At 68.9% G+C, this 24,878-nt stretch carries 24 protein-coding genes; 10 read left to right on the forward strand and 14 right to left on the reverse strand.

Going from position 1 to position 24,878, the window contains the following annotated elements:
- Positions 1-98: 98 nt before the first annotated feature.
- Positions 99-728 carry a helix-turn-helix transcriptional regulator gene (locus tag ACWA14_RS13550; protein ID WP_463794434.1) on the reverse strand — a complete coding sequence of 210 codons (630 nt, stop codon included), beginning with the start codon at positions 726-728 and terminating at the stop codon, positions 99-101.
- 100 nt (positions 729-828) lie between these two features.
- Here ACWA14_RS13550 and radA point away from each other — a divergent pair, with 100 nt between their 5' ends.
- Entirely contained in the window at positions 829-2,196 is a 1,368-nt protein-coding gene (gene radA / locus ACWA14_RS13555) for a DNA repair protein RadA (protein ID WP_463794435.1), read from the forward strand.
- A 60-nt stretch (positions 2,197-2,256) separates the two neighbouring features.
- Here the strand turns inward: radA and ACWA14_RS13560 are convergent, their stop codons facing one another.
- From ACWA14_RS13560 to ACWA14_RS13575, 4 genes are all read right to left on the reverse strand, one after another.
- A complete protein-coding gene (locus ACWA14_RS13560) occupies positions 2,257-2,667 on the reverse strand; it encodes a dehydrogenase (protein ID WP_463794437.1) in 411 nt (136 codons plus the stop codon).
- Positions 2,668-3,134: 467 nt separating this feature from the next.
- Positions 3,135-3,794: a hypothetical protein gene (locus ACWA14_RS13565; protein ID WP_463794439.1), complete on the reverse strand. Its 660-nt coding sequence runs from the start codon at positions 3,792-3,794 to the stop codon at positions 3,135-3,137.
- 10 nt (positions 3,795-3,804) lie between these two features.
- Positions 3,805-4,308 carry an amino-acid N-acetyltransferase gene (locus ACWA14_RS13570; RefSeq protein WP_463794441.1) on the reverse strand — a complete coding sequence of 168 codons (504 nt, stop codon included), beginning with the start codon at positions 4,306-4,308 and terminating at the stop codon, positions 3,805-3,807.
- A 97-nt stretch (positions 4,309-4,405) separates the two neighbouring features.
- Entirely contained in the window at positions 4,406-6,931 is a 2,526-nt protein-coding gene (locus ACWA14_RS13575) for an ATP-dependent Clp protease ATP-binding subunit (protein WP_463794443.1), read from the reverse strand.
- 213 nt (positions 6,932-7,144) lie between these two features.
- Here ACWA14_RS13575 and ACWA14_RS13580 point away from each other — a divergent pair, with 213 nt between their 5' ends.
- From ACWA14_RS13580 to ACWA14_RS13590, 3 genes are read left to right on the forward strand one after another with little or no spacing between them, the layout of a single operon-like run.
- The gene (locus tag ACWA14_RS13580; protein ID WP_463794445.1) at positions 7,145-7,762 is read left to right on the forward strand and encodes a hypothetical protein; all 618 of its coding nucleotides are present in this window, start codon (positions 7,145-7,147) and stop codon (positions 7,760-7,762) included.
- Complete coding sequence (locus ACWA14_RS13585; protein ID WP_463794448.1) at positions 7,762-8,403, forward strand: hypothetical protein; 642 nt, start codon at positions 7,762-7,764, stop codon at positions 8,401-8,403. Before ACWA14_RS13580 ends, ACWA14_RS13585 begins: the two co-directional genes overlap by 1 nt.
- Positions 8,400-8,633: a helix-turn-helix domain-containing protein gene (locus ACWA14_RS13590; protein ID WP_463794450.1), complete on the forward strand. Its 234-nt coding sequence runs from the start codon at positions 8,400-8,402 to the stop codon at positions 8,631-8,633. Before ACWA14_RS13585 ends, ACWA14_RS13590 begins: the two co-directional genes overlap by 4 nt.
- A gap of 24 nt (positions 8,634-8,657) precedes the next feature.
- Here the strand turns inward: ACWA14_RS13590 and ACWA14_RS13595 are convergent, their stop codons facing one another.
- A complete protein-coding gene (locus ACWA14_RS13595) occupies positions 8,658-9,056 on the reverse strand; it encodes a YbjQ family protein (protein ID WP_463794452.1) in 399 nt (132 codons plus the stop codon).
- 105 nt (positions 9,057-9,161) lie between these two features.
- Between ACWA14_RS13595 and ACWA14_RS13600 the strand changes: the two genes are divergently transcribed.
- Together ACWA14_RS13600 and ACWA14_RS13605 are read left to right on the forward strand one after the other, a co-directional pair.
- Positions 9,162-9,506: a hypothetical protein gene (locus ACWA14_RS13600; protein WP_463794454.1), complete on the forward strand. Its 345-nt coding sequence runs from the start codon at positions 9,162-9,164 to the stop codon at positions 9,504-9,506.
- A 149-nt stretch (positions 9,507-9,655) separates the two neighbouring features.
- A complete protein-coding gene (locus tag ACWA14_RS13605) occupies positions 9,656-11,071 on the forward strand; it encodes a dicarboxylate/amino acid:cation symporter (RefSeq protein ID WP_463794456.1) in 1,416 nt (471 codons plus the stop codon).
- Between the two features lie 135 nt (positions 11,072-11,206).
- Here ACWA14_RS13605 and ACWA14_RS13610 read toward each other — a convergent pair whose 3' ends face one another.
- Positions 11,207-12,934 (reverse strand): cation:proton antiporter domain-containing protein, encoded by a 1,728-nt coding sequence (locus ACWA14_RS13610; RefSeq protein ID WP_463794458.1) that lies wholly within the window; start codon positions 12,932-12,934, stop codon positions 11,207-11,209.
- Between the two features lie 27 nt (positions 12,935-12,961).
- Positions 12,962-13,240: a MerR family transcriptional regulator gene (locus tag ACWA14_RS13615; protein WP_463794460.1), complete on the reverse strand. Its 279-nt coding sequence runs from the start codon at positions 13,238-13,240 to the stop codon at positions 12,962-12,964.
- A 125-nt stretch (positions 13,241-13,365) separates the two neighbouring features.
- Here ACWA14_RS13615 and ACWA14_RS13620 point away from each other — a divergent pair, with 125 nt between their 5' ends.
- From ACWA14_RS13620 to ACWA14_RS13630, 3 genes are all read left to right on the forward strand, one after another.
- Entirely contained in the window at positions 13,366-13,788 is a 423-nt protein-coding gene (locus tag ACWA14_RS13620; protein WP_463794462.1) for an Hsp20/alpha crystallin family protein, read from the forward strand.
- 120 nt (positions 13,789-13,908) lie between these two features.
- Positions 13,909-14,958: an LLM class flavin-dependent oxidoreductase gene (locus ACWA14_RS13625; RefSeq protein ID WP_463794464.1), complete on the forward strand. Its 1,050-nt coding sequence runs from the start codon at positions 13,909-13,911 to the stop codon at positions 14,956-14,958.
- 81 nt (positions 14,959-15,039) lie between these two features.
- Positions 15,040-15,264 carry a methyltransferase gene (locus ACWA14_RS13630; protein WP_463794467.1) on the forward strand — a complete coding sequence of 75 codons (225 nt, stop codon included), beginning with the start codon at positions 15,040-15,042 and terminating at the stop codon, positions 15,262-15,264.
- A gap of 38 nt (positions 15,265-15,302) precedes the next feature.
- Here ACWA14_RS13630 and pheA read toward each other — a convergent pair whose 3' ends face one another.
- Positions 15,303-16,253 carry a prephenate dehydratase gene (gene pheA / locus ACWA14_RS13635; protein ID WP_463794469.1) on the reverse strand — a complete coding sequence of 317 codons (951 nt, stop codon included), beginning with the start codon at positions 16,251-16,253 and terminating at the stop codon, positions 15,303-15,305.
- Between the two features lie 68 nt (positions 16,254-16,321).
- On the opposite strand from pheA, the gene pgm reads away from it, so the two are divergent.
- Positions 16,322-18,004 carry a phosphoglucomutase (alpha-D-glucose-1,6-bisphosphate-dependent) gene (pgm, locus tag ACWA14_RS13640; protein WP_463794472.1) on the forward strand — a complete coding sequence of 561 codons (1,683 nt, stop codon included), beginning with the start codon at positions 16,322-16,324 and terminating at the stop codon, positions 18,002-18,004.
- 96 nt (positions 18,005-18,100) lie between these two features.
- Here pgm and ACWA14_RS13645 read toward each other — a convergent pair whose 3' ends face one another.
- From ACWA14_RS13645 to ACWA14_RS13665, 5 genes are read right to left on the reverse strand one after another with little or no spacing between them, the layout of a single operon-like run.
- Entirely contained in the window at positions 18,101-20,794 is a 2,694-nt protein-coding gene (locus tag ACWA14_RS13645; RefSeq protein WP_463794474.1) for an exo-rhamnogalacturonan lyase family protein, read from the reverse strand.
- Complete coding sequence (locus tag ACWA14_RS13650; protein WP_463794476.1) at positions 20,791-21,438, reverse strand: DUF1961 family protein; 648 nt, start codon at positions 21,436-21,438, stop codon at positions 20,791-20,793. The genes ACWA14_RS13645 and ACWA14_RS13650 overlap by 4 nt, the downstream gene beginning before the upstream one ends.
- Positions 21,435-22,316: a carbohydrate ABC transporter permease gene (locus tag ACWA14_RS13655; RefSeq protein ID WP_463794479.1), complete on the reverse strand. Its 882-nt coding sequence runs from the start codon at positions 22,314-22,316 to the stop codon at positions 21,435-21,437. Before ACWA14_RS13655 ends, ACWA14_RS13650 begins: the two co-directional genes overlap by 4 nt.
- Complete coding sequence (locus ACWA14_RS13660) at positions 22,316-23,284, reverse strand: ABC transporter permease (protein WP_463794482.1); 969 nt, start codon at positions 23,282-23,284, stop codon at positions 22,316-22,318. The genes ACWA14_RS13655 and ACWA14_RS13660 overlap by 1 nt, the downstream gene beginning before the upstream one ends.
- Before the next feature lie 57 nt (positions 23,285-23,341).
- On the reverse strand, positions 23,342-24,871 hold the full coding sequence (locus tag ACWA14_RS13665; RefSeq protein ID WP_463794484.1) for an extracellular solute-binding protein: 1,530 nt from the start codon (positions 24,869-24,871) through the stop codon (positions 23,342-23,344).
- Between the last annotated feature and the right edge of the window lie 7 nt (positions 24,872-24,878).

Below are 24,878 nucleotides of genomic sequence, written 5' to 3' on the forward strand. Positions count from 1 at the left end.
GCACTCCTTCTTCTGCGCCCTGCACTGATCTGCTCACGCTAGCCATCGGTTCGTCGCTCCCGGAGGGGCGTCGACCGTGAATAAACGTGGATGCTCGCCTAGGCGGCGGTCATCTCCGTCACTCGCAGCTGCACGGTGCAGTCCGCCGGGAGGGCGGAGGTGCGCACGGCCTCGGCAGCGAGCGGCCCACCGGCTTCGGTGAGCACCCCCTGCATGAGGCCGAGATGCACGGTGCACAGCATCGGACGGTCTTCGGCGCGGCCCGCGGCGTGCGGGCAGGGGCTGAGGTCGACAGTGAGCTGCTCGTCATCGACGACGGGCTCGAAGCCGCTCTCCTCCAAGTGTTCGATCAGGGCGTCAAGCTGGTAGGTCGCATCGCGTCCGAGGGCGGATGCCGCGCCCGGCAGCACGCGCCGGAGCAGGTCTCCGCGGCGGGCGGCGGCGCTGACCTTGTCGCGGGCGATGGGACTCGAGGCGTCGGCGGCTCCGGTCACCGCGCTGTACAGAGTGCGGGGGCGTCCGCGGGTGGTGCGGTGCTCGGTGGCCTGGATCACGTAGCCGCCCTCGATCAGGCGCTGCAGGTGCTCGCGCACGGTGTTCGGGTGCAGACCCGTGGCCTCGCAGAGCTCCCCGATGGTGCACACGGTGCGCGCCTCGAAGAGCGCGTGCAGGAGCCGCACCCGTGAGAACGTCGAGATCGGCCCGCAGACGGGCCCGCCATTGGCCATGACTCCATTATCGCCGCGCGTCCTTGCGGCATCCAGCGGTCGGGCCGTGAATAATGCCTCCGCCGATAGGGATGTCGGATGCCGCCGATAGCCTGGGTGCATGGCCACCCGGAAACCCGCTCCCCCCGCGTACGTGTGCACCGAATGCGGGTGGACGACGGCGAAGTGGGTCGGCCGCTGCGCCGAGTGCCAGCAGTGGGGCACCGTGCAGGAACAGGCGGCGAAGACCGGCATCCTGCAGCGGGTCACCGCGCTGTCTCCGACCGCCGATCGCGCGGCCCGGCCGATCACGCAGGTCACCACGCTCGACGTGCCCCGACGCTCCAGCGGTGTGGGCGAGTTCGACCGGGTGCTGGGCGGCGGCATCGTGCCCGGGGCGGCCATCCTGCTCAGCGGCGAACCCGGGGTGGGCAAGTCGACGCTGCTGCTCGAGGTGGCGGCACAGGCCGCGCGCGGCGGGCGGCGGGTGCTGTACGCGAGCGCCGAGGAGTCGCAGGCGCAGGTGCGTCTCCGCGGTGAGCGCACGGGAGCGCTGCACGACGAGCTGTATCTGGCGAGCGAGACCGACCTGGCGACCATCCTCGGGCACATCGACGAGGTGAAGCCCGAGCTCGTGATCGTCGACTCCGTGCAGACGGTCACCTCCTCGCTGATCGACGGAGCGGCCGGACAACCGAGCCAGGTGCGCGAGGTCGCGTCGACCCTGATCCGCGTGGCGAAGGACCGCGGCCTGCCCGTGATCCTGGTGGGCCACGTCACGAAAGACGGTCAGGTCGCGGGGCCGCGCGTGCTGGAGCATCTGGTCGATGTCGTGTGCCACTTCGAGGGCGACCGTCAGACGTCGCTGCGCTTCATCCGGGCGCTCAAGAACCGCTTCGGCCCCACCGACGAGGTGGGCTGCTTCGAGATGACCGGCGACGGCATCGCCGAAGTGCCCGATCCGTCCGGCCTGTTCCTCTCCCAGGGGGCGACAGAGCCGGGCACCTGCGTCGCGATCTCGCTCGAGGGCCGTCGGGCGCTCCCGGTCGAGGTGCAGGCGCTGACCGTGGACAGCTCGGCACCGAACCCGCGGCGCATCGTGCACGGCGTCGACTCCTCGCGGGTGGCGATGGTGCTGGCCATCCTCGAACGCCGCGCGGGCATCAAGACGAGCACGCTCGACGTGTACGTGTCGACCGTCGGCGGCGTGCGCTTCACCGAGCCGGCAGCCGACCTCGCGATCGCGATCGCCGTCGCGGGCACGATCAGCCAGTGGTCCGTGCCGCGCACGGTCGCCGCGGTGGGCGAGCTGAGCCTCGCGGGCGAGATCCGCCCCGTCACGCAGGCGGCTCAGCGCCGTTCCGAGGCCGCGCGCCTCGGCTACGAGCAGGTCGTCGACGACCGGTCGAAGACGCTCCGGGCCGCGCTGGAAGACGTACGCCGACGCAACACGGCACGACGTCCCGACCGCGACATCCCGCCGTTCTGACCGCGCCGCTCTGATCGCGTCGTCCTGAGCCCGCCGCTCTGACCGCGCCGCGGGTGCGAGCTACGCGTCCAGCGCCTTGAGAAGTTCGGCAGGGCCCGCCTGCATCGGGTGCGGGCCGGCGATGTCGAGGAAGACGGTGGTGATGGGATGCGTGGCGAGGAACGTCCGCAGCCACGCCGCCGAGTAGATGCCGACGCCGGGCGGGAGGTTGTCCGGCTTGTTCTTGGCATCGCTGAAGAGCAGGAGAGCGATGTCACCGCTCTCCCGGTCGCGATACGTCCAGACCTCGCCGCTGTCCAGGGGATTGTCCCGCGCCCCCGGGGCGATCAGCGGAACGACGGTGATGCCGTTGCGCAGCGCCAGGGCGACGGCGGCGATGTCCTGCTTCTCGAGTGCCTGCGCCAAGGCCTCGGAGCGGAACTCCTCGGGGGCGGGCTTCTTCTTCGAGGTCTTCGCCTTCTTGGATGCCATGCATCCAGCTTAGGCAGGAGACGGGTGTCCGCGCGCTGAGCAGCGTCCGGCGGAAACGATAGGGGCCCTCTCGAGTCCCACATTGGGGACTGGGGTACTCGAGAGGGCCCTCGGACTCTCGAACGGCGAGTGTCGAAGCGCTGGGGACGCTGTAGTCGACGCCACTGGGGATGGCATGTGCCGCATATTCCCGAGAGTCACTCAATGGTATCCCAAAGAACAGGGCCTGTCAGCATCGGTCGAGGATTCCGGTTAAATCAGAAGCTTCCGAAGAGAATATCGGCGCGCACCACGTTTTTCGAAGGTGTGGCCGCGGTTCTGCTTCGAGGTTCGCGCGTTTCTCCAGCGCCTCCCCCGCGCCCCGTGCTCGCCGAGCCACCCCCTTTTGTGCGAGCGGCCCCTTTAAATGTGCAAAAAGAGGGCCGGGTCGTACACAGAGGGGCCGGTCGGCGAGGTGAGGGGGATGCTCAGAAGAGCAGGATCTGCTTCGAGGTGAGGCTCGTGAACCCGCCGATCGAGACCTCGACGTGGTACGAGGCGCCGCCTCCGGGAGCACGCTGCCGATTCTCCTGCGCGCAGGTCTCGACGCTGGAGCGCGTGCGGTCCCACGTCACCGGATCCTTGCTCGTGACCGTGGCCCCCGCCGTCAGCGTGGCGATCATGCTGCTCGGGTTCTCCTGGCAGTCCGTCGAACGCCACCACACATCGGAACCGCTGGAGATCGTGAACACCTGCGTGGTCGACCCCACGTCCATGGTGCAGTCGGTGGTGCCGGTGTTGGTGAGCGAGATCGAGACCTTCGGCAGCACGCCGGCGGCGTAGGTGTCGGCGTCCGTGACCGCGGTGACCTCGATGTCCTTCGCCTCGCAGGCGACGACCGCGGGAGGCGCGTTCGGATCGGTGGCCTCGGGCGAGGGGGAGGCGGAAGCGGTCTCCTCGCCGGGCGTCGGCGACGCGCTCGGCGTGCCGGTCGACGACGGCACCGGGCTCGGACCATCGGCGGCCTGCGCCCACGGCTTCGCGATGAACAGCCAGATGCCGATGCCGACGGCCGCGAGCAGCACGATCAGACCGCCGAAGAGAACGAGCCTCCGCCGACGGTAGACGGCAGCGGATTGACGGGGCATGGTGTCCAGGTTAGTTGAGCACCTTCAGCATCCGGGTGTTGCCGAGCGTGTTCGGCTTCACGTGCGCCAGATCGAGGAACTCCTCGACACCCGCATCACCGCTGCGCAGCAGCTGCGAGTAGACGTCGGGGTCGACGACCTGCTCGCCGATCGGGGTGTATCCGCGACGCGTGAAGAACGGCACCTCGAACGTCAGGCAGAACAGTCGCGACAGTCCGAGATCGGCGGCGCTCTGCTCCAGGCGGTCGACGATCGCCCGACCGACGCCGTGGTGCAGCCAGTCCTCGCGCACCAGGAGGGTGCGCACCTCGCCCAGGTCTTCCCAGATGACGTGCAGCGCGCCGCAGCCGATCAGCTCGCCGTCGGCCTCGGCCACCACGAACTCCTGCACCGAGCCGTAGAGCACGGCGAGGTCCTTGCCGAGCAGGATGCGCTGCTCGACCATCGGCTGCAGCAGGCTGCGGATGCCGATGACGTCGGCGCTGCGGGCCGGTCGGACGATGTACTCGCTCACATCCCCAGCCTAGAACCCGCATCCCGCCGGCACCTGTGCCGGACACAGGAAAGGGGCGGATGCCGCAGCATCCACCCCTTTCCGTGTCGATTCGGGATCACTCCCCGCTGGTGACCGCCAGGTCGGGAGTGGCCGAGATCTCGCCGCCGGTGTTCACGCCGACCGAGACCTGCTCGCCGCGCGGACCGTGCTCGAACAGGAACTCGCCGTCCTTCTCATCGACCTTCACGTGATCGCCGGGGTTGAGCTCGCCGTGCAGGATCTTCTCCGACAGCCGGTCCTCGACCTCGTGCTGCATCGCGCGACGCAGCGGACGGGCACCGAGGGCCGGGTCGAACCCGATCTCGATGAGGCGCTCCTTCGCGGACTGCGAGAGCTCGATCGTCATGTCGCGGTCGAGCAGACGCTCCGCGAGGCGCTTGGTGAACAGATCGACGATCTGCACCAGCTCCTCCTTCGACAGCTGCGGGAACACGATGATGTCGTCGACGCGGTTCAGGAACTCAGGCTTGAAGTTGCGCTTGAGCTCCTCGTTCACCTTGCCCTTCATCCGCTCGTAGGTCGTGGCGTTGCTGCCCTCGACCTGGAACCCGACCGGTCCACCGGCGATGTCACGCGCACCGAGGTTGGTGGTCATGATGATCACGGTGTTCTTGAAGTCGATCACGCGGCCCTGGCCGTCGGTCAGACGACCCTCTTCCAGGATCTGCAGGAGCGAGTTGAAGATGTCCGGGTGCGCCTTCTCGATCTCGTCGAAGAGCACGACGCTGAACGGCTTGCGGCGCACCTTCTCGGTGAGCTGGCCGCCCTCTTCGAAACCGACGAATCCGGGAGGGGCTCCGAACAGACGCGAGACCGTGTGCTTCTCGCCGAACTCGCTCATGTCGAGGGCGATCAGTGCCGCCTCGTCGTCGAACAGGAACTCGGCCAGAGCCTTCGCGAGCTCGGTCTTTCCGACACCCGTGGGGCCGGCGAAGATGAACGAGCCGGAGGGGCGCTTCGGGTCCTTCAGTCCGGCACGCTGGCGACGGATGGTCTTGGAGAGAGCGGCGATCGCCTCTTCCTGACCGATGACGCGCTGGTGCAGGGCCTTCTCCATGAAGACGAGTCGGCTGGACTCCTCCTCCGTGAGCTTGAAGACCGGGATGCCGGTGGCCTGCGCGAGCACCTCGGCGATCAGGCCCTCGTCGACGACCGCGCGGGTCGCGACGTCACCCGAACGCCACTGCTTCTCGAGACGCAGGCGCTCGGCGAGGAGGTTCTTCTCCTCGTCGCGCAGCGATGCCGCCTTCTCGAAGTCCTGCTCCTCGGAGGCCAGCTCCTTCTGCTCGCGGACCTTGGCGATCTTCTCGTCGAATTCGCGCAGCTCGGGCGGGCTCGACAGGATCGACAGACGCAGGCGGGCGCCGGCCTCGTCGATCAGGTCGATGGCCTTGTCCGGGAGGAAGCGGTCGGAGACGTACCGGTCGGCGAGGTTGGATGCCGCGACGATCGCGCCGTCGGTGATCTGCACCTTGTGGTGCGCCTCGTAGCGGTCGCGCAGACCCTTCAGGATGTTGATCGTGTGCGGGAGGCTGGGCTCCGCGACCTGGATCGACTGGAAGCGACGCTCGAGAGCGGCATCCTTCTCGAAGTGCTTGCGGTACTCGTCGAGCGTGGTCGCACCGATCGTCTGCAGCTCGCCGCGGGCGAGGAGCGGCTTCAGGATGCTGGCCGCGTCGATCGCGCCCTCGGCGGCACCCGCACCCACGAGGGTGTGGATCTCGTCGATGAAGACGATGATGTCGCCGCGCGTGCGGATCTCCTTGGTGACCTTCTTCAGGCGCTCCTCGAAGTCACCGCGGTAGCGGGAACCGGCGATGAGCGAACCGAGGTCGAGCGAGTAGACCTGCTTGTCCTTCAGCGTCTCGGGCACATCGCCCTTGACGATGGCCTGGGCGAGACCCTCGACGACGGCGGTCTTGCCGACGCCGGGCTCGCCGATGAGGACGGGGTTGTTCTTGGAGCGGCGGGACAGGATCTGCATGACCCGCTCGATCTCCTTCTCGCGCCCGATCACCGGGTCGAGCTTGTTATCGCGCGCGGCCTGGGTCAGGTTGCGGCCGAACTGGTCGAGCACCGCCGAGCCGCCCTGGGCGCTGGGGGTGTCGTTCGACTGCGCGCCGACGGCGGCGGGCTCGCGGCCCGGAGCACCGGAGAGCAGCTGGATGACCTGCTGGCGCACCTTGTTGAGGTCGGCGCCGAGCTTGACGAGGACCTGTGCGGCGACGCCCTCCCCCTCGCGGATGAGGCCGAGCAGGATGTGCTCGGTGCCGATGTAGTTGTGGCCGAGCTGGAGGGCCTCGCGGAGGCTCAGCTCGAGCACCTTCTTGGCGCGCGGAGTGAACGGGATGTGACCGGTCGGCTGCTGCTGGCCCTGGCCGATGATGTCCTGCACCTGCTCGCGCACGGCGTCGAGCGAGATGCCGAGGCTCTCGAGTGCCTTGGCGGCGACGCCCTCACCCTCGTGGATGAGACCGAGCAGGATGTGCTCGGTTCCGATGTAGTTGTGGTTGAGCATCTTCGCCTCTTCTTGGGCGAGGACGACCACACGACGGGCTCGGTCCGTGAATCTCTCGAACATGCTGTGACTCCTTATTCGCACGGGGGCGAAGACGCTTCTCGCGCCTGTACATCGAGAGTAACCACCGTGCAGCGCCGGTATGCCCGTGTTCGCCGTCGGCATAGCGCCACAGAGCCTCTCCGCCCCCGCTCCTCCGCACCGGTCTTGACGGACATATCGATTTTCGTTATGTTAACGTTTATCGCTAACAACGACTATCGATAAGGAACGATCATGACCTCGACGAAACAGGGCACACTGTCCCGCGGCGACGCCGGCGCGCTCATCGGCTTCTGCATCGCGGGAGTGGCGATCGCGGCGTACATCACCGTCTTCTCGATCATCCGCATCATCGAACTCGTCAGCGGTGGGCGGGTCCCGGTCCTGGTCGAGTTCGTCGACCAACCCGTCGAGGCTCCCCTCGGCGCGGGCGGTGCGGACATCACGCTCGAGCTCGACCGCGCGATCATGACCGCCGACCAGCTGCCCCCGACCGCGACGGTGCCGGGGGTCCTCGGCCAGGTCATCCAGATCCTCACGATCGTCGTCGTGATCGGGTGCCTGATGCTGCTGGCGCGCGGCATCCTGTCCGGGACGGTCTTCAGCCGCCGCAACACCGGGCTCGTCACGACGGCCGGGATCACCGGTCTGCTCGGTTTCGCTGCCGTGCAGTTCTTCGACAACATGCTCGCCAACGCGGCCGTCGCCGCCGTCACCGACAACTCCGTCGACAATGCCGTGATCAGCATCGAACCGTTCACCTTCGTGCTCGCGGCGTTCATCATCGCCGTCATCAGCACGGCGTTCGCGATCGGCGACCGACTGCAGCGCGAGACGGAAGGACTGATCTGATGCCCTCCTCCCCCTTCCGTTCGGCCCGATCGCAGACCGCGGATGCCGTCACGGTGCTGCTCTTCGGCGCCGCCGCGCTGGTCGTCGTCGCGTTCGGCACCGTCCTGCGCACCCTCGGCACGTTCCGGGATCAGGGAATCGCGTGGTCCGTCCCCATCGATGAGCAGCCGATCAGCGCGACGGCGGACTCCGGAGCCGTCACCGTCGACGGCATCGCTCAGCAGGTGATGGTCTTCGCGACCGACGTGGATCCACTCTCGACCGCCGCGATCATCGGATCGCTCGTGCTCTGGACTCTCGCCCCGCTCATCGTGATCGTCGGCGTCATGCTCGTGGCGTGGAACTTCCTCCGCGGCCGGTTCTTCGTCCGGGGGAACGCGCGGGCGTTCGACGCGATCGGATGGACGCTCGTGCTCGCACCGATGCTGATCGTGATGCTCGAGAACCGAGGGCTGAACGGTGTCCTCGGAGCCATCGATCTCGGTCCGGGAGACCCGGTCCATCCCCTCGAGTTCTGGTCGATCGTTCCCGTCTTCGCGACCGGGGTCGCCGTCGGCCTGATCGCGATCGCATTCCGCCAGGGCATCCGCCTGCAGGACGAGACCGCGCGGCTCGAGAAGGAGACGGAGGGTCTGGTGTGAGCCCGGCAGAGAACGACGACGAGCTCACCGGCATCCACTGCCGTCTCGACGAACTGCTCGCGGAACGCGGCATGACCCTGACCGAGCTCAGCGGACGGGTCGGGGTGAGCATCGTGAATCTGTCGGTGCTCAAGAACGACCGGGCCAGGGCCATCCGCTACTCCACGCTGCGCGCGATCTGCGAGGCGCTCGAATGCGAGGTCGGCGACCTGCTGGTGCTCGCCCGCTGAGCGCCGCGCTGCGCCCGCTGCCGATCAGACGGCGGGCGGTGGCGGCGGGGACGCCTGCGGCGGAGCGGAAGCCTGGGGAGCGGATGCGGGCGGCGGGGATGCCTGCGCGACGGGCTCCACGACCACGGCGGTGCCGTAGGCGCAGATCTCGGTGAAGTTCGCGATCGACCCCGCGTCGAAGCGCATCGCGACGATCGCATTGCCGCCGCGCTGCACCGCCTGCTCCCACATGCGCCCCATCACCACCTGGCGCGCTTCGTACATGACCTGCGTGTACTCGGGGATCTCGCCGCCGCCGAGCGAGCGGAATCCCGCTGTGAAACCCTGACCGAAATCGGTCGAGCGCACGGTCAGACCCATCACCTCACCCAGGACCTGCGTGATGCGATAACCGGGGATGTCGTTCGTCGTCACCATGAACATGAGGCCATCGTGGCAGACAGCACGCCCGCGGACAGGAGTGACGGTGGGCATATCTGCCCATGCGCGGCTCCCTATCAGTCGGCTGTGAGCCGATAGCGTGGGGCTATGACTTTCAACGACCGGAACCTGCGCCCCTCCGCCCGCCTTCTCCTGGCCCTGCCCATCGCGGCCCTGGCCTTCTCCCTCGCCGCCTGCGGCGCCGGCGAGACCCGTCCGTCCGAGGCCGATGTCGCCAAGGGGCTGTCCGAGTTCTTCGCGACCCAGCCGGGTGGCGAGGTCTTCACGGACGAAGCCTCCGAGTGCCTCGCGGGCTACCTCGTCGACTCCGAGCTGAGCGATGAGACCCTCAACTACCTCGCCGACGGCGAGGACCGCCAGAAGGACCAGGCCGACAAGGACCTGACCACGCAGATCATCTCCGAGCGCGGCCCGGAGTGCATCGCCGGCTGACCCTGCTCCACACTCGACGAAGGATGACGGATGCGGACAGCATCCGTCATCCTTCGTCATCTCCGCCCTCGGAATGAATCGGCACTCGTAGCGTTGTGCGTTATGGCGCGCATTCGGGTGCGCCGCGATATTCCCTGGAGTTCCCCACCATGAGTACTACCGCGCGCGCCCAGAAGGCGCCAGACACCCGCGGGCCGATCCGGAAGCTGCTGACCTCGTTCGGCTTCCAGATCATCGCCGCCCTCATCCTCGGCATCGCCGCCGGCCTCATCGGTCGCCAGCTCGGTGCCACGGCCGACAACCCCAACGGCCTGTCCGCGACCCTCGACACGATCGGCAGCTCCTACGTCACGTTGCTGCGCGCGGCGGTCGTGCCGCTGATCTTCACCGCCATCGTCGCGAGCATCTCGAACCTGCGCCGCGTGCAGAATGCGGCGCGCCTGGCCGGACAGACCCTGCTGTGGTTCGCGATCACCGCGTTCATCGCCGTGAGCATCGGCATCGTGCTCGGCCTCGTGATCCAGCCGGGCAACCGCGCCGGTGAGGGGCTCGAGGCCGGCGAGCCGTCGACGGTCGGCACCTGGTGGAACTTCCTGCTCGGTCTCGTGCCGCAGAACTTCCTCGGACTGAGCGTCAGCACGAACCCCGGCGCCGCCGAGGGCACGTTCTCCTCGAGCGTCAACTTCAACATCCTGCAGGTCATCGTCGTGGCCGTCGCTGTCGGCATCGCCGCCCTCAAGGCGGGCAAGAAGGCCGAGCCGTTCCTGGCGTTCACCGAGTCGCTGCTCAAGGTCATCCAGCGCGTGCTGTGGTGGATCATCCGCATCGCCCCGATCGGCACCTTCGGCCTGATCGGCGCCGCCGTGATCAAGTACGGCTGGGAGAAGCTCGCGGCCCTCGGCTGGTTCGCGATCGCGGTCTACGCCGGCCTCGCGCTGGTGCTGTTCGTCGTCTACCCGATCCTGGTCAAGACGCACGGACTGTCCATCAAGCAGTACTTCTCGGGCGTGTGGCCCGCCGTGCAGCTGGCCTTCGTCAGCCGTTCCTCGATCGGCACGCTGCCCCTCACGGAGCGCGTGACCGAGCGCAACCTCGGTGTGCCCCGCTCCTACGCCTCGTTCGCCGTGCCGTTCGGCGCGACGACGAAGATGGACGGCTGCGCCGCGATCTACCCCGCCATCGCCGCGATCTTCGTCGCGCAGTTCTTCGGCATCGAGCTGAACTTCGTGCAGTACCTGCTGATCGTGCTCGTCTCGGTCGTGGGTTCCGCCGCCACGGCCGGCACCACCGGCGCGGTCGTGATGCTCACGCTCACGCTGTCGACCCTGGGTCTGCCGCTGGAGGGCGTCGGACTGCTGCTCGCGATCGACCCGATCCTCGACATGGGCCGGACCGCGGTGAACGTCGCGGGTCAGGCGCTCATCCCGGCGATCGTGGCCAAGCGCGAGGGCATCCTGAACCTCGAGCTCTACAACGCTCCCCGCGAGGGCCTGCCCTTCGCCGACGACGCGGACGCCGACGCCGATGCACAGGACAGCGCTCCGGAGCCCGCCTCCACGCGCTGACCTCACCCACCTCCCGCCTCACCCACCTCCGCCGAGCGGCCCCTTTTCGTACGACCCGGCCCCCTTTGTGCAGCTACAAAGGGGCCGGTCGAACAGAAAGGGGCCGCTCGACGGTTCGGAGGAAGGGAACAGGGGCTAGCGGGGCGGCGGGCGCGTCGCGCCGCGGGTGTCGAGGGCGAGCTCCTCGGCATCCATCGCGGCGATCAGCTCGCGCATCAGCTCCTCGTCGATCTCGCCCGCGTCGCGCTCCTGCAGCAGGATCTCGCGGCGCACCTTGAGCCAGCCCCGCGACAGCGACACCAGGTCGTCGTACGAGGGGCGTCGCACGGCATCCTCGACCTCCTGCGCGGCATCCGCGTCCTTCTCGACCCGACTCATGCGCTTCGTGAACGCGTCGAAGATCCCGAGGTCGACGGCGCCGTACTTCGCCTCCCACTCCACGCGCTTCTCGGCGAGGAATGCCTTGCCCGCCTCGCGGGTCTTCTCCCTGACCGCGGCGAGCGCCCTCTCGTCCTCCTCGTGATCCACGTCACCCTCGATCCCGAGGCGGCGGATCAACATCGGCAGCGTCAGCCCCTGCAGCAGCAGGGTGCCCACCGTGACGACGAAGGCCACCACCACGATCGCATGCGAGGCCTCCGCCCCGAGCGTGGCCAGGTCTGCTGCGGCGAGCGCGATCGCGAGCGTCACGACGCCCCGCATGCCCGCCCAGGAGATGACCGCACTGTCCTTGGGAGTGAGCTGCAGCCCTGCCATCTGCTCACGGACGATGTGCGTCCGCAGCTCTTCGGCCGTGAACCTCCGCCAGCGGCGCGACCGGCCCCGACGCTTCTCGAACTCTCCTGACGCGACCTCGCGGTCCCACCGCGCGAGCCGCCGTCGGTCCTGACGGTTGGCCCAGGCGCTCGTCGGGAAGATGTACAGCGGACGCACGACGAGCACGACCAGCAGCACGGCACCCGACAGCAGGAGGATCTGGGAGACCGACTCGCTGCCGAGGTCGCGCAGCACGCGCGGGAACTGCAGGCCGATGTACGCGAACACGAAGCTCTCCAGCAGCAGGTCGGCGGAGAGCCAGAGCGGCTTCTCCTGCTGCCGGGTCGTGTAGTCGGTGCGGGGAGAATTGAACCCGACGTAGAGGCCCATGGCGACGACCGCGAGCACGCCCGATCCGAGCAGGTGCTCCGCGATCGCGTAGGCGCCGAACGGCGCGAGCAGCCCGACCGTTCCGATCACGACCGCGTCGCTGATGCGCATGCGCAGCTGGTGCAGCACGACGCCGTACACAAGCCCGATCACGACGCCGATCGCGACCGCCAGCAGGAACTGGCCGATGCCGTCCCACACCGACACCGTCGCTCCGGCGAGGATCGTCGCGAACACCCGGTACAGCGTGAGCGAGGTCGCATCGTTGATCAGGCTCTCCCCCGACAGCACCGTCATGATGCGGCGTGGCAGCCCGAGCTTGCGGCCGATCGCCGCCGCGGACACGGCATCCGGCGGCGCCACGATGGCCCCCAGCAGGAGTGCGCCCGGCAGGGTCAGCGAGGGCATGATCCACCAGGCGACGAAGCCGACCGCGATCGCCGTGAGCAGCACGAGCCAGATGCCCAGGCGCCGGATCTGCGGGAGGCTGCGTCTGAACCCCACGAAAGACACATCGAGCGCGGCCGAGTAGAGCAGCGGCGGCAGCACGAGACTCAGCAGCAGGTGCCCGTCGATGTCGAGGTCGGGCGCGAAGGGGAGGAAGGATGCCGCGAGCGCCACCACCGTCACGAGCAGCGGCGCCGGCCACCCGCGCCACCGGGCGAATGCCGCCACCGCGACGGCTCCGACGAGGACGTAGAAGATGCCTGCTTCCATGGGGGAATCGTAGCGGCGCGGCGCCGGCTAATCCTCGTCGAGCGCCTCGCGCAGGCCCGCGTTCTCGTCTTCGAGGTCGAGCACCCGGCCGATGCCCGCGATGTTCAGTCCGTCGCTGCGCAGCTGCGCCGCCCGGCGGAGGCGGTCGATGTCGTCGTCGCTGTAACGCCGGGTTCCGCCGTCGCTGCGAGCGGGCTGCAGGAGCCCTCTGCTCTCGAACAGTCGGAGCGTCGCCTCGGGCAGGTCGACGAGTTGCGCGGCGACGGCGATGCCGTACAGCGGCGTCTTCGAGTCCCGCTGAGCCATGCTGACAGTTTCCTTTGTTCGACTTGCAGAAGATCCGAGTTCGTTCTATAAAAAATATACGTCACGTGATGCAGATAACCTGCATCCGATCATCGCCCGACAGGGCCGCACGAAAGGAGACACCCTTGGCACTCACCTTCGATCCGTTCAGTCACCTCGACCGCTTCGCCGCGAGCGTGCTGGACTCCGGCCGCGCACCCCGGCTGATGCCGGTGGACCTGTACCGCGACGGCGACCGCTACATCCTGCACGCCGACCTTCCCGGCGCCGACCCGGGTTCGATCGACGTCGATCTCGACGGTGCGCAGCTCACGATCCGCGCGCAGCGCACCGCCGACATGCGCGAGGGAGTGCGCTGGCTCGCCCGCGAGCGCGGCGCCGGCTCGTTCCTGCGCCAGTTCACGCTCGGCGAGGGCGTCGATCTCGACGGCATCAGCGCTTCCTATGAGAGCGGCGTGCTGTCGGTGATCATCCCTGTGAGCGAGCGGGCGAAGCCGCGCAAGATCACGGTGGAGTCGGTCGACCATCGTCAGGCGATCGACGCCTGATCACCGGGGAGGGGCCGGCGCGAACCCGGCCCCTCCCCGCTGCCGTTCCCTCGTCGCCGTCCGTGTCGGCCCCGAGGCGCGGCGGGAATGCGACGCCACCCCGCGCGGTTGCATCCGGGGATGAATGACGTCGCTCTCTCCGTCCTCGACCTCGTCCCGGTGCGAACCGGCCAGACCAGTGCCGAGGCCATCCGGTCCTCCCTCTCCCTCACCGAGATCGCCGATCGGCTCGGCTACCGCCGGTACTGGTTCGCGGAACACCACAACATGCCCGCAGTGGCTTCGACCACGCCTCCCGTGCTGATCGCCGCCGCCGCGACACGCACGCAGCGGATACGCCTCGGATCCGGCGGCGTGATGCTGCCCAACCACGCTCCGCTCATCGTCGCGGAGCAGTTCGCGGCCCTGGAGGCGATCGCCCCGGGCCGCATCGACCTCGGCCTCGGCCGCGCCCCCGGCAGCGACCCCGTGATCACGCAGCTGCTGCGCCAGGCGGGCACGACCAGCGACGTCGAGCAGTTCCCCCGCCATGTGCAGGACATCTCCGCGCTCGTCTCGAGCGAGGGAGCGACCCTGCGCTTCACCTCGGGCGGCGAGTACACCGTGCACGCGACCCCCGCGGCGATCGGCGCCCCTCAGGTCTGGCTGCTGGGGTCGAGCGACTACTCCGCTCAGCTCGCCGCGGCGCAGGGGCTGCCCTACGTGTTCGCGAACCACTTCTCGGGCCAGGGGCTCGAACGTGCGCTCGACCTGTACCGCTCCGGATACCAGCCGAGTGAGGAGAACCCGGAACCGCGAACCTTCCTCACCGTGAACGCCGTGGCCGCCCCGACCGCGGACGAGGCCGAGGCGCGCGCGCTGCCGCAGCTGCGGATGATGGCCCGCCTGCGACTGAACAAGCCCCTCACCGCCCTCGAGACGGTGGAAGAGGCCGCAGCCGCCACCGCGGCGGAAGCGGATGCGGCGACCGAGCAGGTCGTGCAGGGCGCCCGCTCGCGCTGGTTCGTCGGCACGGGCGAATCCGTCGCCGCCGAGGTGCGGGAGTTCGCGACGCGCTACGGCGTGGAAGAGGTCATGCTCTCCCCCGTCGCCGGTGCCCATGATGCCGAACCCCTGGACTCGGCATCCGGTCGCGCCCAGACGCTGGAGCTCGTCGCCGCCGCCCTCTGAGACGGGTGAGCGCGGCGCGAGACCCCTGGTCATCGGGGCGCGAGGGGCGTACCCTCACGAGCAGAAGAAGGGGGTTCGACGATGAGCACCACGACCAGTGGCACGACCAGGACACTCGCACTCTGGGTCGCCTACGGCACCAACGGTGTCGCCGGCAGCATCCGGCACGACGATGAGGGCTATCAGGTCACGATGGCGGGAGCGGATGCCGCAGCCGGCACCTACCCCAGCCTCGCGTCCGCCAAGGGGGCCCTGCATGCGCGGATGACGCCGGGCAGCGCGTGGCCGATGTTCCAGGAGCACTGAGCCGCGACAAGCACGGAGCCGCGGAGCGACCCCGCGGGCTACTCGACCGGTTCGCCCGAGAGGATGCCGCGCAGCCAGTCGCGCGCCTCGACGAACACGTCGTCGGCGTAGCGCTCGGGGTAGTGCACGATCTGGCGGTCCGCTCTCGGGTAGGAGCCGAGGAAGACCACGCGGGGGCTGAAGCGGCGGATGCCGAGGAGGGCGTCCGCCATGCGCTCGTGCTCGATGTGGCCGTCGGCGTCGATCACGAAGCGGTAGCGGCCGAGCTCGTCGCCGATCGGACGGGACTCGATCAGCGACAGGTTGATGCCGCGCGTCGAGAACTGCTCGAGCATCTCCAGGAGCGAACCGGGGTGGTCGTGCGGGAGCTCGACGATGAGCGAGGTCTTGTCGGCGCCGGTCGGAGCCGGCGGGGTGGTCGTGCGCGTCACGAGCACGAAGCGCGTCACGGCCTGCGCGTTGTCGCCGATCCCCTCGGCGAGCACGTCGACGTCGTAGTGGTTCACGATGCCCGGGGCGGCGATCGCCGCCTGCGCAGGGAGCGATCCGTCGAGCACGCCGATGGCCGAGGCGACGTTGCTCGCCGCAGGGACGTGGGAGTGGGACGCCACGTGTGCGCCGAGCCAGCCGTGGCACTGGGCGTATGCCACCGGGTGGGCGGCGATGACCTGCACCTGGTCGAGGGTGGTGCCGCGCGCGGCGACGAGCACGAAGTTCACCGGCACGAGGTACTCGCCGATGATCCGCAGTCCGGGCAGCGTCGCCAGCGCATCCTGCGTGGTGGACACCCCGCCTTCGATCGAGTTCTCGATCGCGATCATGGCGGCGTCGCTGCGCCCTTCCAGGACGTCGGCGAGCGCCTCTCCGACGTTGTGCACGGAACGCCAGTCCTGCCCACGGGCCTCCGCGACCTGCTCGAGCGCCGCCTCCGTGAAGGTGCCGGCGGGTCCGAGATAGCTGTAGGTGCGGCGTTCAGTCACGCGTTTCACCTTAGCCCTCCGCGCACAGGGGGAAACCGAAGTTTCGCCTCCGGCGCGATCGGGGGCAGACTGTCTGCATGACCAGCCGTGCCGGCCTCCCCGCGGAGGAAACTGACCTCATCGACGTCGACGAGTTGATCGCCGCCTACTACGACCGCATTCCTCGGCCGGATGTCGCGGCCGAGCGTGTCGCCTTCGGCACCAGCGGCCACCGTGGTTCGTCGCTCTCGGGCAGCTTCAACGAGAACCACATCCTCGCCACGACGCAGGCGATCGTCGACTACCGGGCGTCGCAGGGCATCACCGGCCCCCTGTTCCTGGGGCGCGACACGCACGCCCTCTCCCTCCCCGCGGAGCGCAGCGCGATCGAGGTGCTGCTGGCCAACGGCGTCGACGTGCGCGTGGACTCCCGCGACTCGTACGTGCCGACCCCGGCGCTCAGTCACGCGATCCTCACCCACAACCGCGCCCTTCGTCAGGCTCAGGGTGCGGGCGATCAGGCCCAGGGTGCGGGCGAGTCGCACGTCGGTCTCGCCGACGGCATCGTGGTCACCCCGAGCCACAACCCGCCGCGCGACGGCGGCTTCAAGTACAACCCCCCGCACGGCGGGCCGGCCGACACCGATGCGACCGGGTGGATCGCCGACCGGGCGAACGAGCTCATCGCGAACGGTCTCGACGGCGTGAAGCGCCTGCGTTTCGCCGACGTGGACTGGGACGCCATCACCGGCTACGACTTCCGCGACGCGTACGTGCGCGACCTCCCCTCGATCATCGACATCGACGCGATCCGCTCGGCCGGTGTCCGGATCGGCGCCGATCCGCTCGGGGGCGCCTCCGTGGAGTACTGGGCGCTGATCAAGGAGATGCACGACCTCGAGCTCACGGTCGTGAACCCCGAGGTCGATCCGACCTGGCGCTTCATGACCCTCGACTGGGACGAGAAGATCCGCATGGATCCGTCCTCCCCGTCGGCGATGGCCTCGCTGGTGGCGAAGAAGAGCGACTACGACGTGCTCACGGGGAACGACGCCGACGCCGACCGGCACGGCATCGTGACCCCGGATGCCGGACTCATGAACCCGAACCACTACCTCGCCGTCGCGATCGACTACCTGTTCTCGCACCGCGCCGAGTGGCCGCGGGACGCCGCGATCGGCAAGACCCTGGTGTCGTCGATGATCATCGACCGCGTCGCGGAGTCGCTCGGCCGCCGCCTGCTCGAGGTCCCGGTGGGCTTCAAGTGGTTCGTGCCGGGTCTGCTCGACGGCTCCGTCGCCTTCGGCGGCGAGGAGTCCGCCGGGGCCTCGTTCCTGCGCAAGGACGGCACCGTGTGGTCGACCGACAAGGACGGCATCCTGCTGTGCCTGCTGGCCGCCGAGATCATCGCGGTCACCGGCAAGACCCCGTCGGAGCGCTACGCCGAGCTCGAGACCGCGTTCGGCTCCTCCGCCTACCAGCGAGTCGACGCGCCCGCCACGCCGGAGCAGAAGGCCACGCTCGGAAAGCTCGCCCCCGAATCGGTCTCGGCGACCATGCTCGCCGGCGAGGAGATCACCGCCAAGCTCTCGCACGCCCCCGGCAACGGGGCGGCGATCGGCGGCCTGAAGGTGCAGACGGAGCACGCCTGGTTCGCCGCGCGTCCCTCCGGCACGGAAGACGTCTACAAGCTCTACGCCGAGAGCCTGCGCGGGCCGGAGCACCTCGCCGAGGTGCAGGCCGAGGCCCGCGCCGTGGTGTCGGCCGCCCTCGGCGGCTGACCCCCGACTCAGCGCGCTGACGCGGACCGCCCCCCGCGGCCCGCGTCAGCGCAGTCTGTGATCCCGCGCGGTCTGTGATCCCGCGCCCACGGCGCGTCAGCGCAACCGGTGCCCGATCAGGGCGAGATTCTGGATCGCGGCCAGGCCGTGCTGGGCGGCGTCGTTGGTCGAGACGCTGGGGGCCTCGTCCACGGGGTTCAGCACGTGGGGCACGTCGATCCGGCGCAGCGTGAAGTCGCGCCGGTGCACGAGCCATTCACCGACGCCCTCGAACGCCTCCCACGCGTGGTCCGCGAGCTGCGGATCGTCGGTGCTCGCGGCGACGTAGGCGGTGAGCCGGCTGTGCGCCTGCTCGAGGTGGATGCCGGTGAGAGGGGCGCCGACCGCCGCGATCTGCTCCTCGGGGGTGGCGAGGTACAGCCGGCAGTAGTCGAGCCAGGCCTCGCGGAACCCCGGCACGTCCACCAGGTCGATCAGCTCGCTGCACACCTCGACGAGCCCGAACACCGCGCTCAGATGCGACACCGAGATCCGGTCGCGGCTCGTGTCGAACCGGCCTGTGTCGAGGTCGTACAGCGCCTCCCCCGTGAGGAACCCGTGCGGAAGCGCCCCGATGTCGGCCATGGTGCCCAGCAACCGATCACGCGAGCGCGTATCTCCCGTGCGCTCCCAGTCGGTGAGCCAGGTCGCCGCCAGTGCTCCCCAGTCCGTGCCGAGTCCCACGGCGAGCGCCGCGCGGTCGGGCCGATAGGTCGCGGCATCCGTGCGCACCTTGCGGGTGGGGTCGGTGTCGAGGAAGCGCTGGTCGCTGTCGCGCAGCTCGGTGAGCAGATCGCCGACACGTTCGTCGGCGGTCAGGTAGTGGAAGATGCGGCGGTAGATCGGGCTGCTGATGCGCAACTGCTTGGCGCTGCATCCCCAGTGCTGCACGTTGTGCCGTGAGCCGAGGCCCTTCCAGCGCCCGAGGTGGTACACGTCGACCTCGCCGGTGTGCCGGGTCATCGCCTCGGCGAGACGGAACACGTCGGCACGGCCGCTGCGCAGGTACGAGTACCAGAGCCAGAGGTCGGGCGAGAGCTCGCTGTTGTCCCAGGCGTAGCCGCCCACGTCGTAGCGCCACACGTGCCGGTCGGGGTCGTAGGCGTGCATGACGTCGCCGTAGTCCCAGAAGCCGTACCAGCTGCGCTGCCCGATCTGCCCGAGGTAGAAGTCCAGGAGGAAGTCGATGCTGTCCTCGATCTCGGCACGCAGCGGCGTCGAGCGGTCGATCGGCTTCCAGTCGCCGAACACGCCGACGGCGTCGAGATGCGCGGGCGTGGGTTGGAGCAGCGGAGGGGCCTGCAGTCGGGCGACGTCGTCGGCGAGGCGGTCGATCCTCGGGGTCTCGGCGTAGGCGAACAGGGTGAGCTCGTGCGTCCGTGCGACCCCGTGCGCGTCGCCGAAGCCCGGCTCGTAGTCCTCGTAGGTGATCTCGAGCCCCTCGAGCTGCGTCGCGAAGTCTTCCTGACCGAGACCGTCGTGGTAGAACCGCACGTCCATCGGCGGGGCCTGGGGGGCGTAGAGCCAGGCGGTGACCTCGGCGCGCTCCGACGCCGCCGCCCGGATGTCGAGCTGCCCCGGGTGCGACTGCCAGAACCCGCGCACCCCGATGCCGAAGCCGCCACCGGGATCGGTGACCGAGACGAACCCCTCCGCCCGGGTGCCGGCTCCCGCGCTGACCCACGCGTGGCCGGGCGCCGTGCGCTTGCGGATGCCGAAGCCGTCGGCGCTGAGCTGAGTGAGCGTGAAGTCGCCCCAGGCGGGGATCAGCTCCTGCCGCTCCGACACCTCCGGGTTCCACTCCGCGGTCGGCGGCGTGGCCTCTCCGCGGATCTGCGCGGCGCGCACCCCGGCACCCGGGTCACGGCGCAGCCCCGTGAGGCCGCGCACCGCCTCGGCGAAGAACCCGCCGTCCGCGCCGGCGACGCGCACGTGCCGATCGTGCAGCGGGGCGCGCAGCGGAACCTCCGCCCTGACGCCGAGTCCGGCGAGGAAGTCGGCCTCGCCGTCGCCGTCCCAGATGACCGTGTGCACGAGGCGCACCTCGGCCGAACCGGCGGCCACCACGAGCCGCACCACGAACGGCAGCCACTCCCGGCCACCCGATTCCGCACGGTGCACCCCCTCGATGCGCACGACAGCCCGGATCGGGCCGTCCTGCTCGACCTCCACGAGCGACACCCGCGAGCGGAAGTGCCCCCGAGGGGCGCTGCCGCCGTCGTCCGCGATCGTGTCCTGCCGCAGGCTCACCAGGCGGATGTCCTCGGCGATCGCGACTCCGCCGCGCGTGATCCGCCGGACGAGCGTGTCGCCTGCACCCTCCTCCGACATCCCGCCCGCGAACGGTGCGTCGATCTGCAGGGTGAGCACGCCGTTGTCGACGGTCACCCGGTCGGCGACCCGGTGCACGCGCACCGGGTGCGCGTGCACGGGCGCCTCGGCCGCGGCATCCGCCACGATCTCGTACGCACCGTCACCGCCCCGCCCGTCCGTCGCGGCGCCGTGGTCCGTGGCGCCGAGCGCCGCCCCCGTCCACTTCACCGATCCGTCGGGCCAGGTCGCGAGCGGCCAGAACTGCGCCGGCACGACCTCGCCGTCGCGGCGCAGCCGGAGGTCTGCGACCGTGGTGACGCGGCCGCGCGGCAGCGGCGCCCCCCAGGTGACGCCCGAGGGCAGCGCCTCGGGCGCCGCGTCGTCGAGCCAGCGCAGCGGCACGGTCGTCGCGGCGGTCGGAGCAGAGGGAGCGGTCATAGCGAATGCACCTCGAGGTTTCGGTAGCAGGCGATCAGGGGAGACATCTGGCGGAACCCGATCCGGCCCTCGCGCACACGCGGTCCGGTGGATTCGTCATCGGTCCAGTCGAAGAGCACGAGGTCGTCGATCGCGAAGGTCACGCGCGCGGCATCCTTGACGACGCTCACACGGTAGAACTCCTCACGCGCGTCGGCGACTCCGGGGAGCGGGTCGGCGCCCTGGGCGACGAGATGGAAGCCGGGCGACTTGCGCAGGTTGCACGTGTGGAACGCGCGCTCGTCCTCCCATCGACGGCGGAAGTACGACACGTGCAGCGTGCGGATGTCGCCGGAGTGGTACTGCGGGTAGGCGCCGGTGCGCGGCGCGAGTCCGGCGTCGAAGAGTTCCCCGCCCCCGACGGCCGCGGCCCCGAAGAACAGCATGGCGAGTCCCGGTTCCGCACGCGGCGACATCTCCCAGGTGATGCGGATGCGGTCACCGAACACCTCGGGACACCACAGGGTCCAGTGCTCGTCGATGCCCCCACCGCCGGCGAGGAGCACCCCGCCCTCGCCCTCGGTCGCGCGCACCGGCCCTTCCGCGACCCAGTCCGAGAGGTCGCGCGGGGTCGCGAGCGGATTGGCGTGGAGCAGCGTGCTCACCCCTTCACCGAGCCGATCAGCATCCCCTTCGCGAAGTGCTTCTGCAGGAACGGGTAGAACAGCAGGATCGGCAGCGTGGCCACCACGATCACGGCGAACTTGATGCCCTGCGCCGGCGGCATCTGGTTCGGATCCGCCTCCAGCATCGACAGGTCGGTCGCGACGGTCACCTGGCGGAGGAACATCTGCAGCGTCCACATCGAGTTGTCGTTGAGGTAGAGCAGCGGCGACATGAAGTCGTTCCAGATGCCCACCGCGTAGAACAGCGCGAACGTCGCGAGCACCGGCTTCGAGAGCGGCAGGATGATGCTCCACAGTGCCTGCATCTCGTTCGCGCCGTCGATCTTGGCCGACTCCTCGAGCTCGCCCGGGAGCTGCTCGAAGAAGTTCTTGATGATGATGAGGCTGAACGGGTTGATCGCGAGCGGCAGGATCAGCGCCCAGTACGTGTCGAGCAGGCCCAGATCCTTCACGACGAGGAACGTCGGGATCATGCCGCCGGAGAACACCATCGTGAACACGATCAGCGAGAGCAGTGTGCGTCGCGCCGGAAGGTTGCCCTTGGAGAGCGGATACGCCATCGACGCGGTGAGGAACAGCTGCAGCGCCGTGCCGACCGCGGTCACGGCGATCGTGGTGACCATGGCGCGCAGGAACGTCGGGCTCGTGAGGATCGACTCGTAGGCGCGCAGGCTGAAGGTCTCGGGCCACACGAAGAACGAGCGGGTGGCGAGCTCGAGCTCGGTGGCGAAGGAGCCGGCGATCACGTACACGAACGGGATGAGGGCGACGATGCCGATCGCGGAGAGCAGCACGACGTTGACGACATCGAAGACCCGACCGCCGGGGGTGTTGAACCGGTACTTCTCGCGAGCCATCAGAAGATTCCCGTCTGGTTGAAGCGCTTGGCGAGCCAGTTCGCCCCGAAGATCAGCACGACGCCGACCACGGCCTTGAACAGGCCGACCGCGGTGCTGTAGCTGTAGCTGCCCTGCGTGATGCCCATGAAGTAGACGTAGGTGTCGAAGACGTCGGCGACCTGGCGGTTGAGGGAGTTGGTCATGAGGTAGATCTGCTCGAAGCCGGTGTTCAGCACCTGCCCCATCTGCAGCACGAGCAGGATGATGATCGTGGGGCGGATGGCGGGGAGCGTGACATGCCACACCCGCTGGAATCGCCCGGCGCCGTCGATGATCGCCGCCTCGTACTGCTCCTGATCGACGCCGGCGAGCGCGGCGAGGAAGATGATGGTCCCCCAGCCGGTGTTCTTCCAGATGTCCTGCAGCACGATGATCGGTCGGAACCACGCGGGATCGGTGAGGAAGCTCGTGTCGGTGCCCAGCATCCCGTTGATGAGCTGGGTGAGCGGGCCGATGTCGAGGGCGAACAGCAGGTAGGTCAGGGAGGCGACCACGGTCCACGAGAGGAAATGCGGGATGTAGATCAGGGTCTGCACGGAGCGCTTGACCAGGGTGACCCGCAGCTCGTTGAGCAGGATCGCGACGATGATCGTGAGCGGGAAAGCTACGACCACGCTCAGCAGCGCCAGGATCAGTGTGTTCCCCATGATCCGGCCGAAGTCCGGGCTGGCGAAGAGATCCTCGAAGTGCTTGAACCCGACCCACGGGCTGTCCGCGATGCCGAGGAACGGGACGTAGTCCTTGAACGCGATGATCGCGCCGCCCATGGGCCCGTAGCGGAACACCGCGAAGTAGATGAGCCCCGGCAGCAGCATCAGATACAGCCACTTGAACTGGGTGAAGTGCACGCGTACGCCGCGGCGGCGCCGCAGCGGCGGGACGGTGAGGGCCTCCGTCTGCGTGACGGCCTTGTCCAGAATGACCACGCGATCTCCTAACGGTGAGGGAGGGGGCGGATGCGGCGCGCATCCGCCCCCGGGTGATCAGTCGTTCTGGCTGCTCAGCTCGTTGATCTCGGCGATGATGTCGTCGCCGCCGCTGCTGCGCCACAGCGCCACCGCGTCCTTGAGACCGTCGAGGTCGATCTGACCGGCGATGTACTGGATGCGGGCGTCCGAGACGATCACGTCGAGCTGCGCGCCCTTCGACACGTAGGTCGTCGAGACGTAGGGGGCGGCCTCATCGATCACCGCGTGCTCGTAGTCGGCGGCCTCGATCTCCTTGCGCTTGTCATACATCTCCTGCTCGTACTCCGACGCCTGCTTCGGAAGGTAGCCCTGGAACCCGGTGACGTTCATGCCGAGCTGGCTGTAGCTGAGCACCGCGTCGGTGAGCGCCTGCGGCGCTCCGTCCACGGGTACCGCGAGGTCGCCCTCGAGCGTGTAGGTCTCCCCCTCGATGCCGTTGTTGAGCACGGGTCCGGCCTCGTCGGAGTTCAGCTTGTCGAGCACCTCGAGCACGGCACGCAGCTCCGCCTCGCTGCGCACGTTCGTCTTCGGGATCGCCAGGAAGCCGCTGTAGCCGGTCGTCGGCTGGGCGTGGAGTTCACCGTCGGGGCCGATGAGGTTGCCGGTGATGTCGACGTACTGGTCGAAGTTCTCCGGGTCGGATTCCTTGAACAGGCTCATCAGCACACCCGCGCGCGAGTGCACGTCGATGATGATGCCGCCCTTGCCGTTGAGGAAGGGCTCGTTCCAGGTCGCCGAGTCGAACGTGGTGTAGTCGGGGTTCACATACCCGGCATCGACCAGGCCCTTCTCGTACTCCACGGCCTCCAGCCACTCGTCGGTGGTGAAGCTCGGCACGAGTTCGCCGTCGCGCTCGGTCCAGCGGTTCCCGGCGCCGAACCACGTCTCGATCACGTCGTACGGGCTGCTGGTGCCGATCGCGCCGGGCCACTTCGGGATGATCAGGCCGTAGGTGTCGTCCGCCCCGTTGCCGTCGGGGTCCTGCTCGGTGAACGCCTTGGCCACCTCGACGAGGTCGTCGGTCGTCTTCGGCATCTCGAGCCCGACGTTCGCCAGCCAGTCCTTGCGGACGATCACCGAGGTGCGCATCACGTCGCGCGCGCGGAAGATGCCGTACACCTTGCCGTTGACGCTCGCGGCCTGCTGCACCTCGGGGAAGGTCGTCTTGAGGTTCGGGTAGTCGTCGAGGTAGTCGGTGAGGTCCCAGAACGCGCCGGCCTCCGCGTTGCGCACGAAGCCCGGGTCCTTGCCCTGGATGATCATGACCTGCGGGATGTCGTCCCCGGCGAGGGTGATGTTGGTCTTGTCGCCGTAGGAGGAGTTGGGCACCCAGGTGATGTCGAGGTCGACGCCCGCGATCTCCTCGAGCGCGGCCTGGATCTCGTTGCCCTCGGCCGGGGCGTTGGTCACGAGGTAGGGCGCCATGATGGACAGGCTCGTGAGCTCGGCGGCCTCGCCGCTGTCGTCGGCGCCGGAGCAGCCGGCCAGGACGACCGCGCCCGCGGTGACCAGGGCCAGGCCGCTGAGCTTTCGGATGTGCTTCATGGGTGAA

Source organism: Microbacterium sp. TW_SC_2, assembly GCF_055361165.1.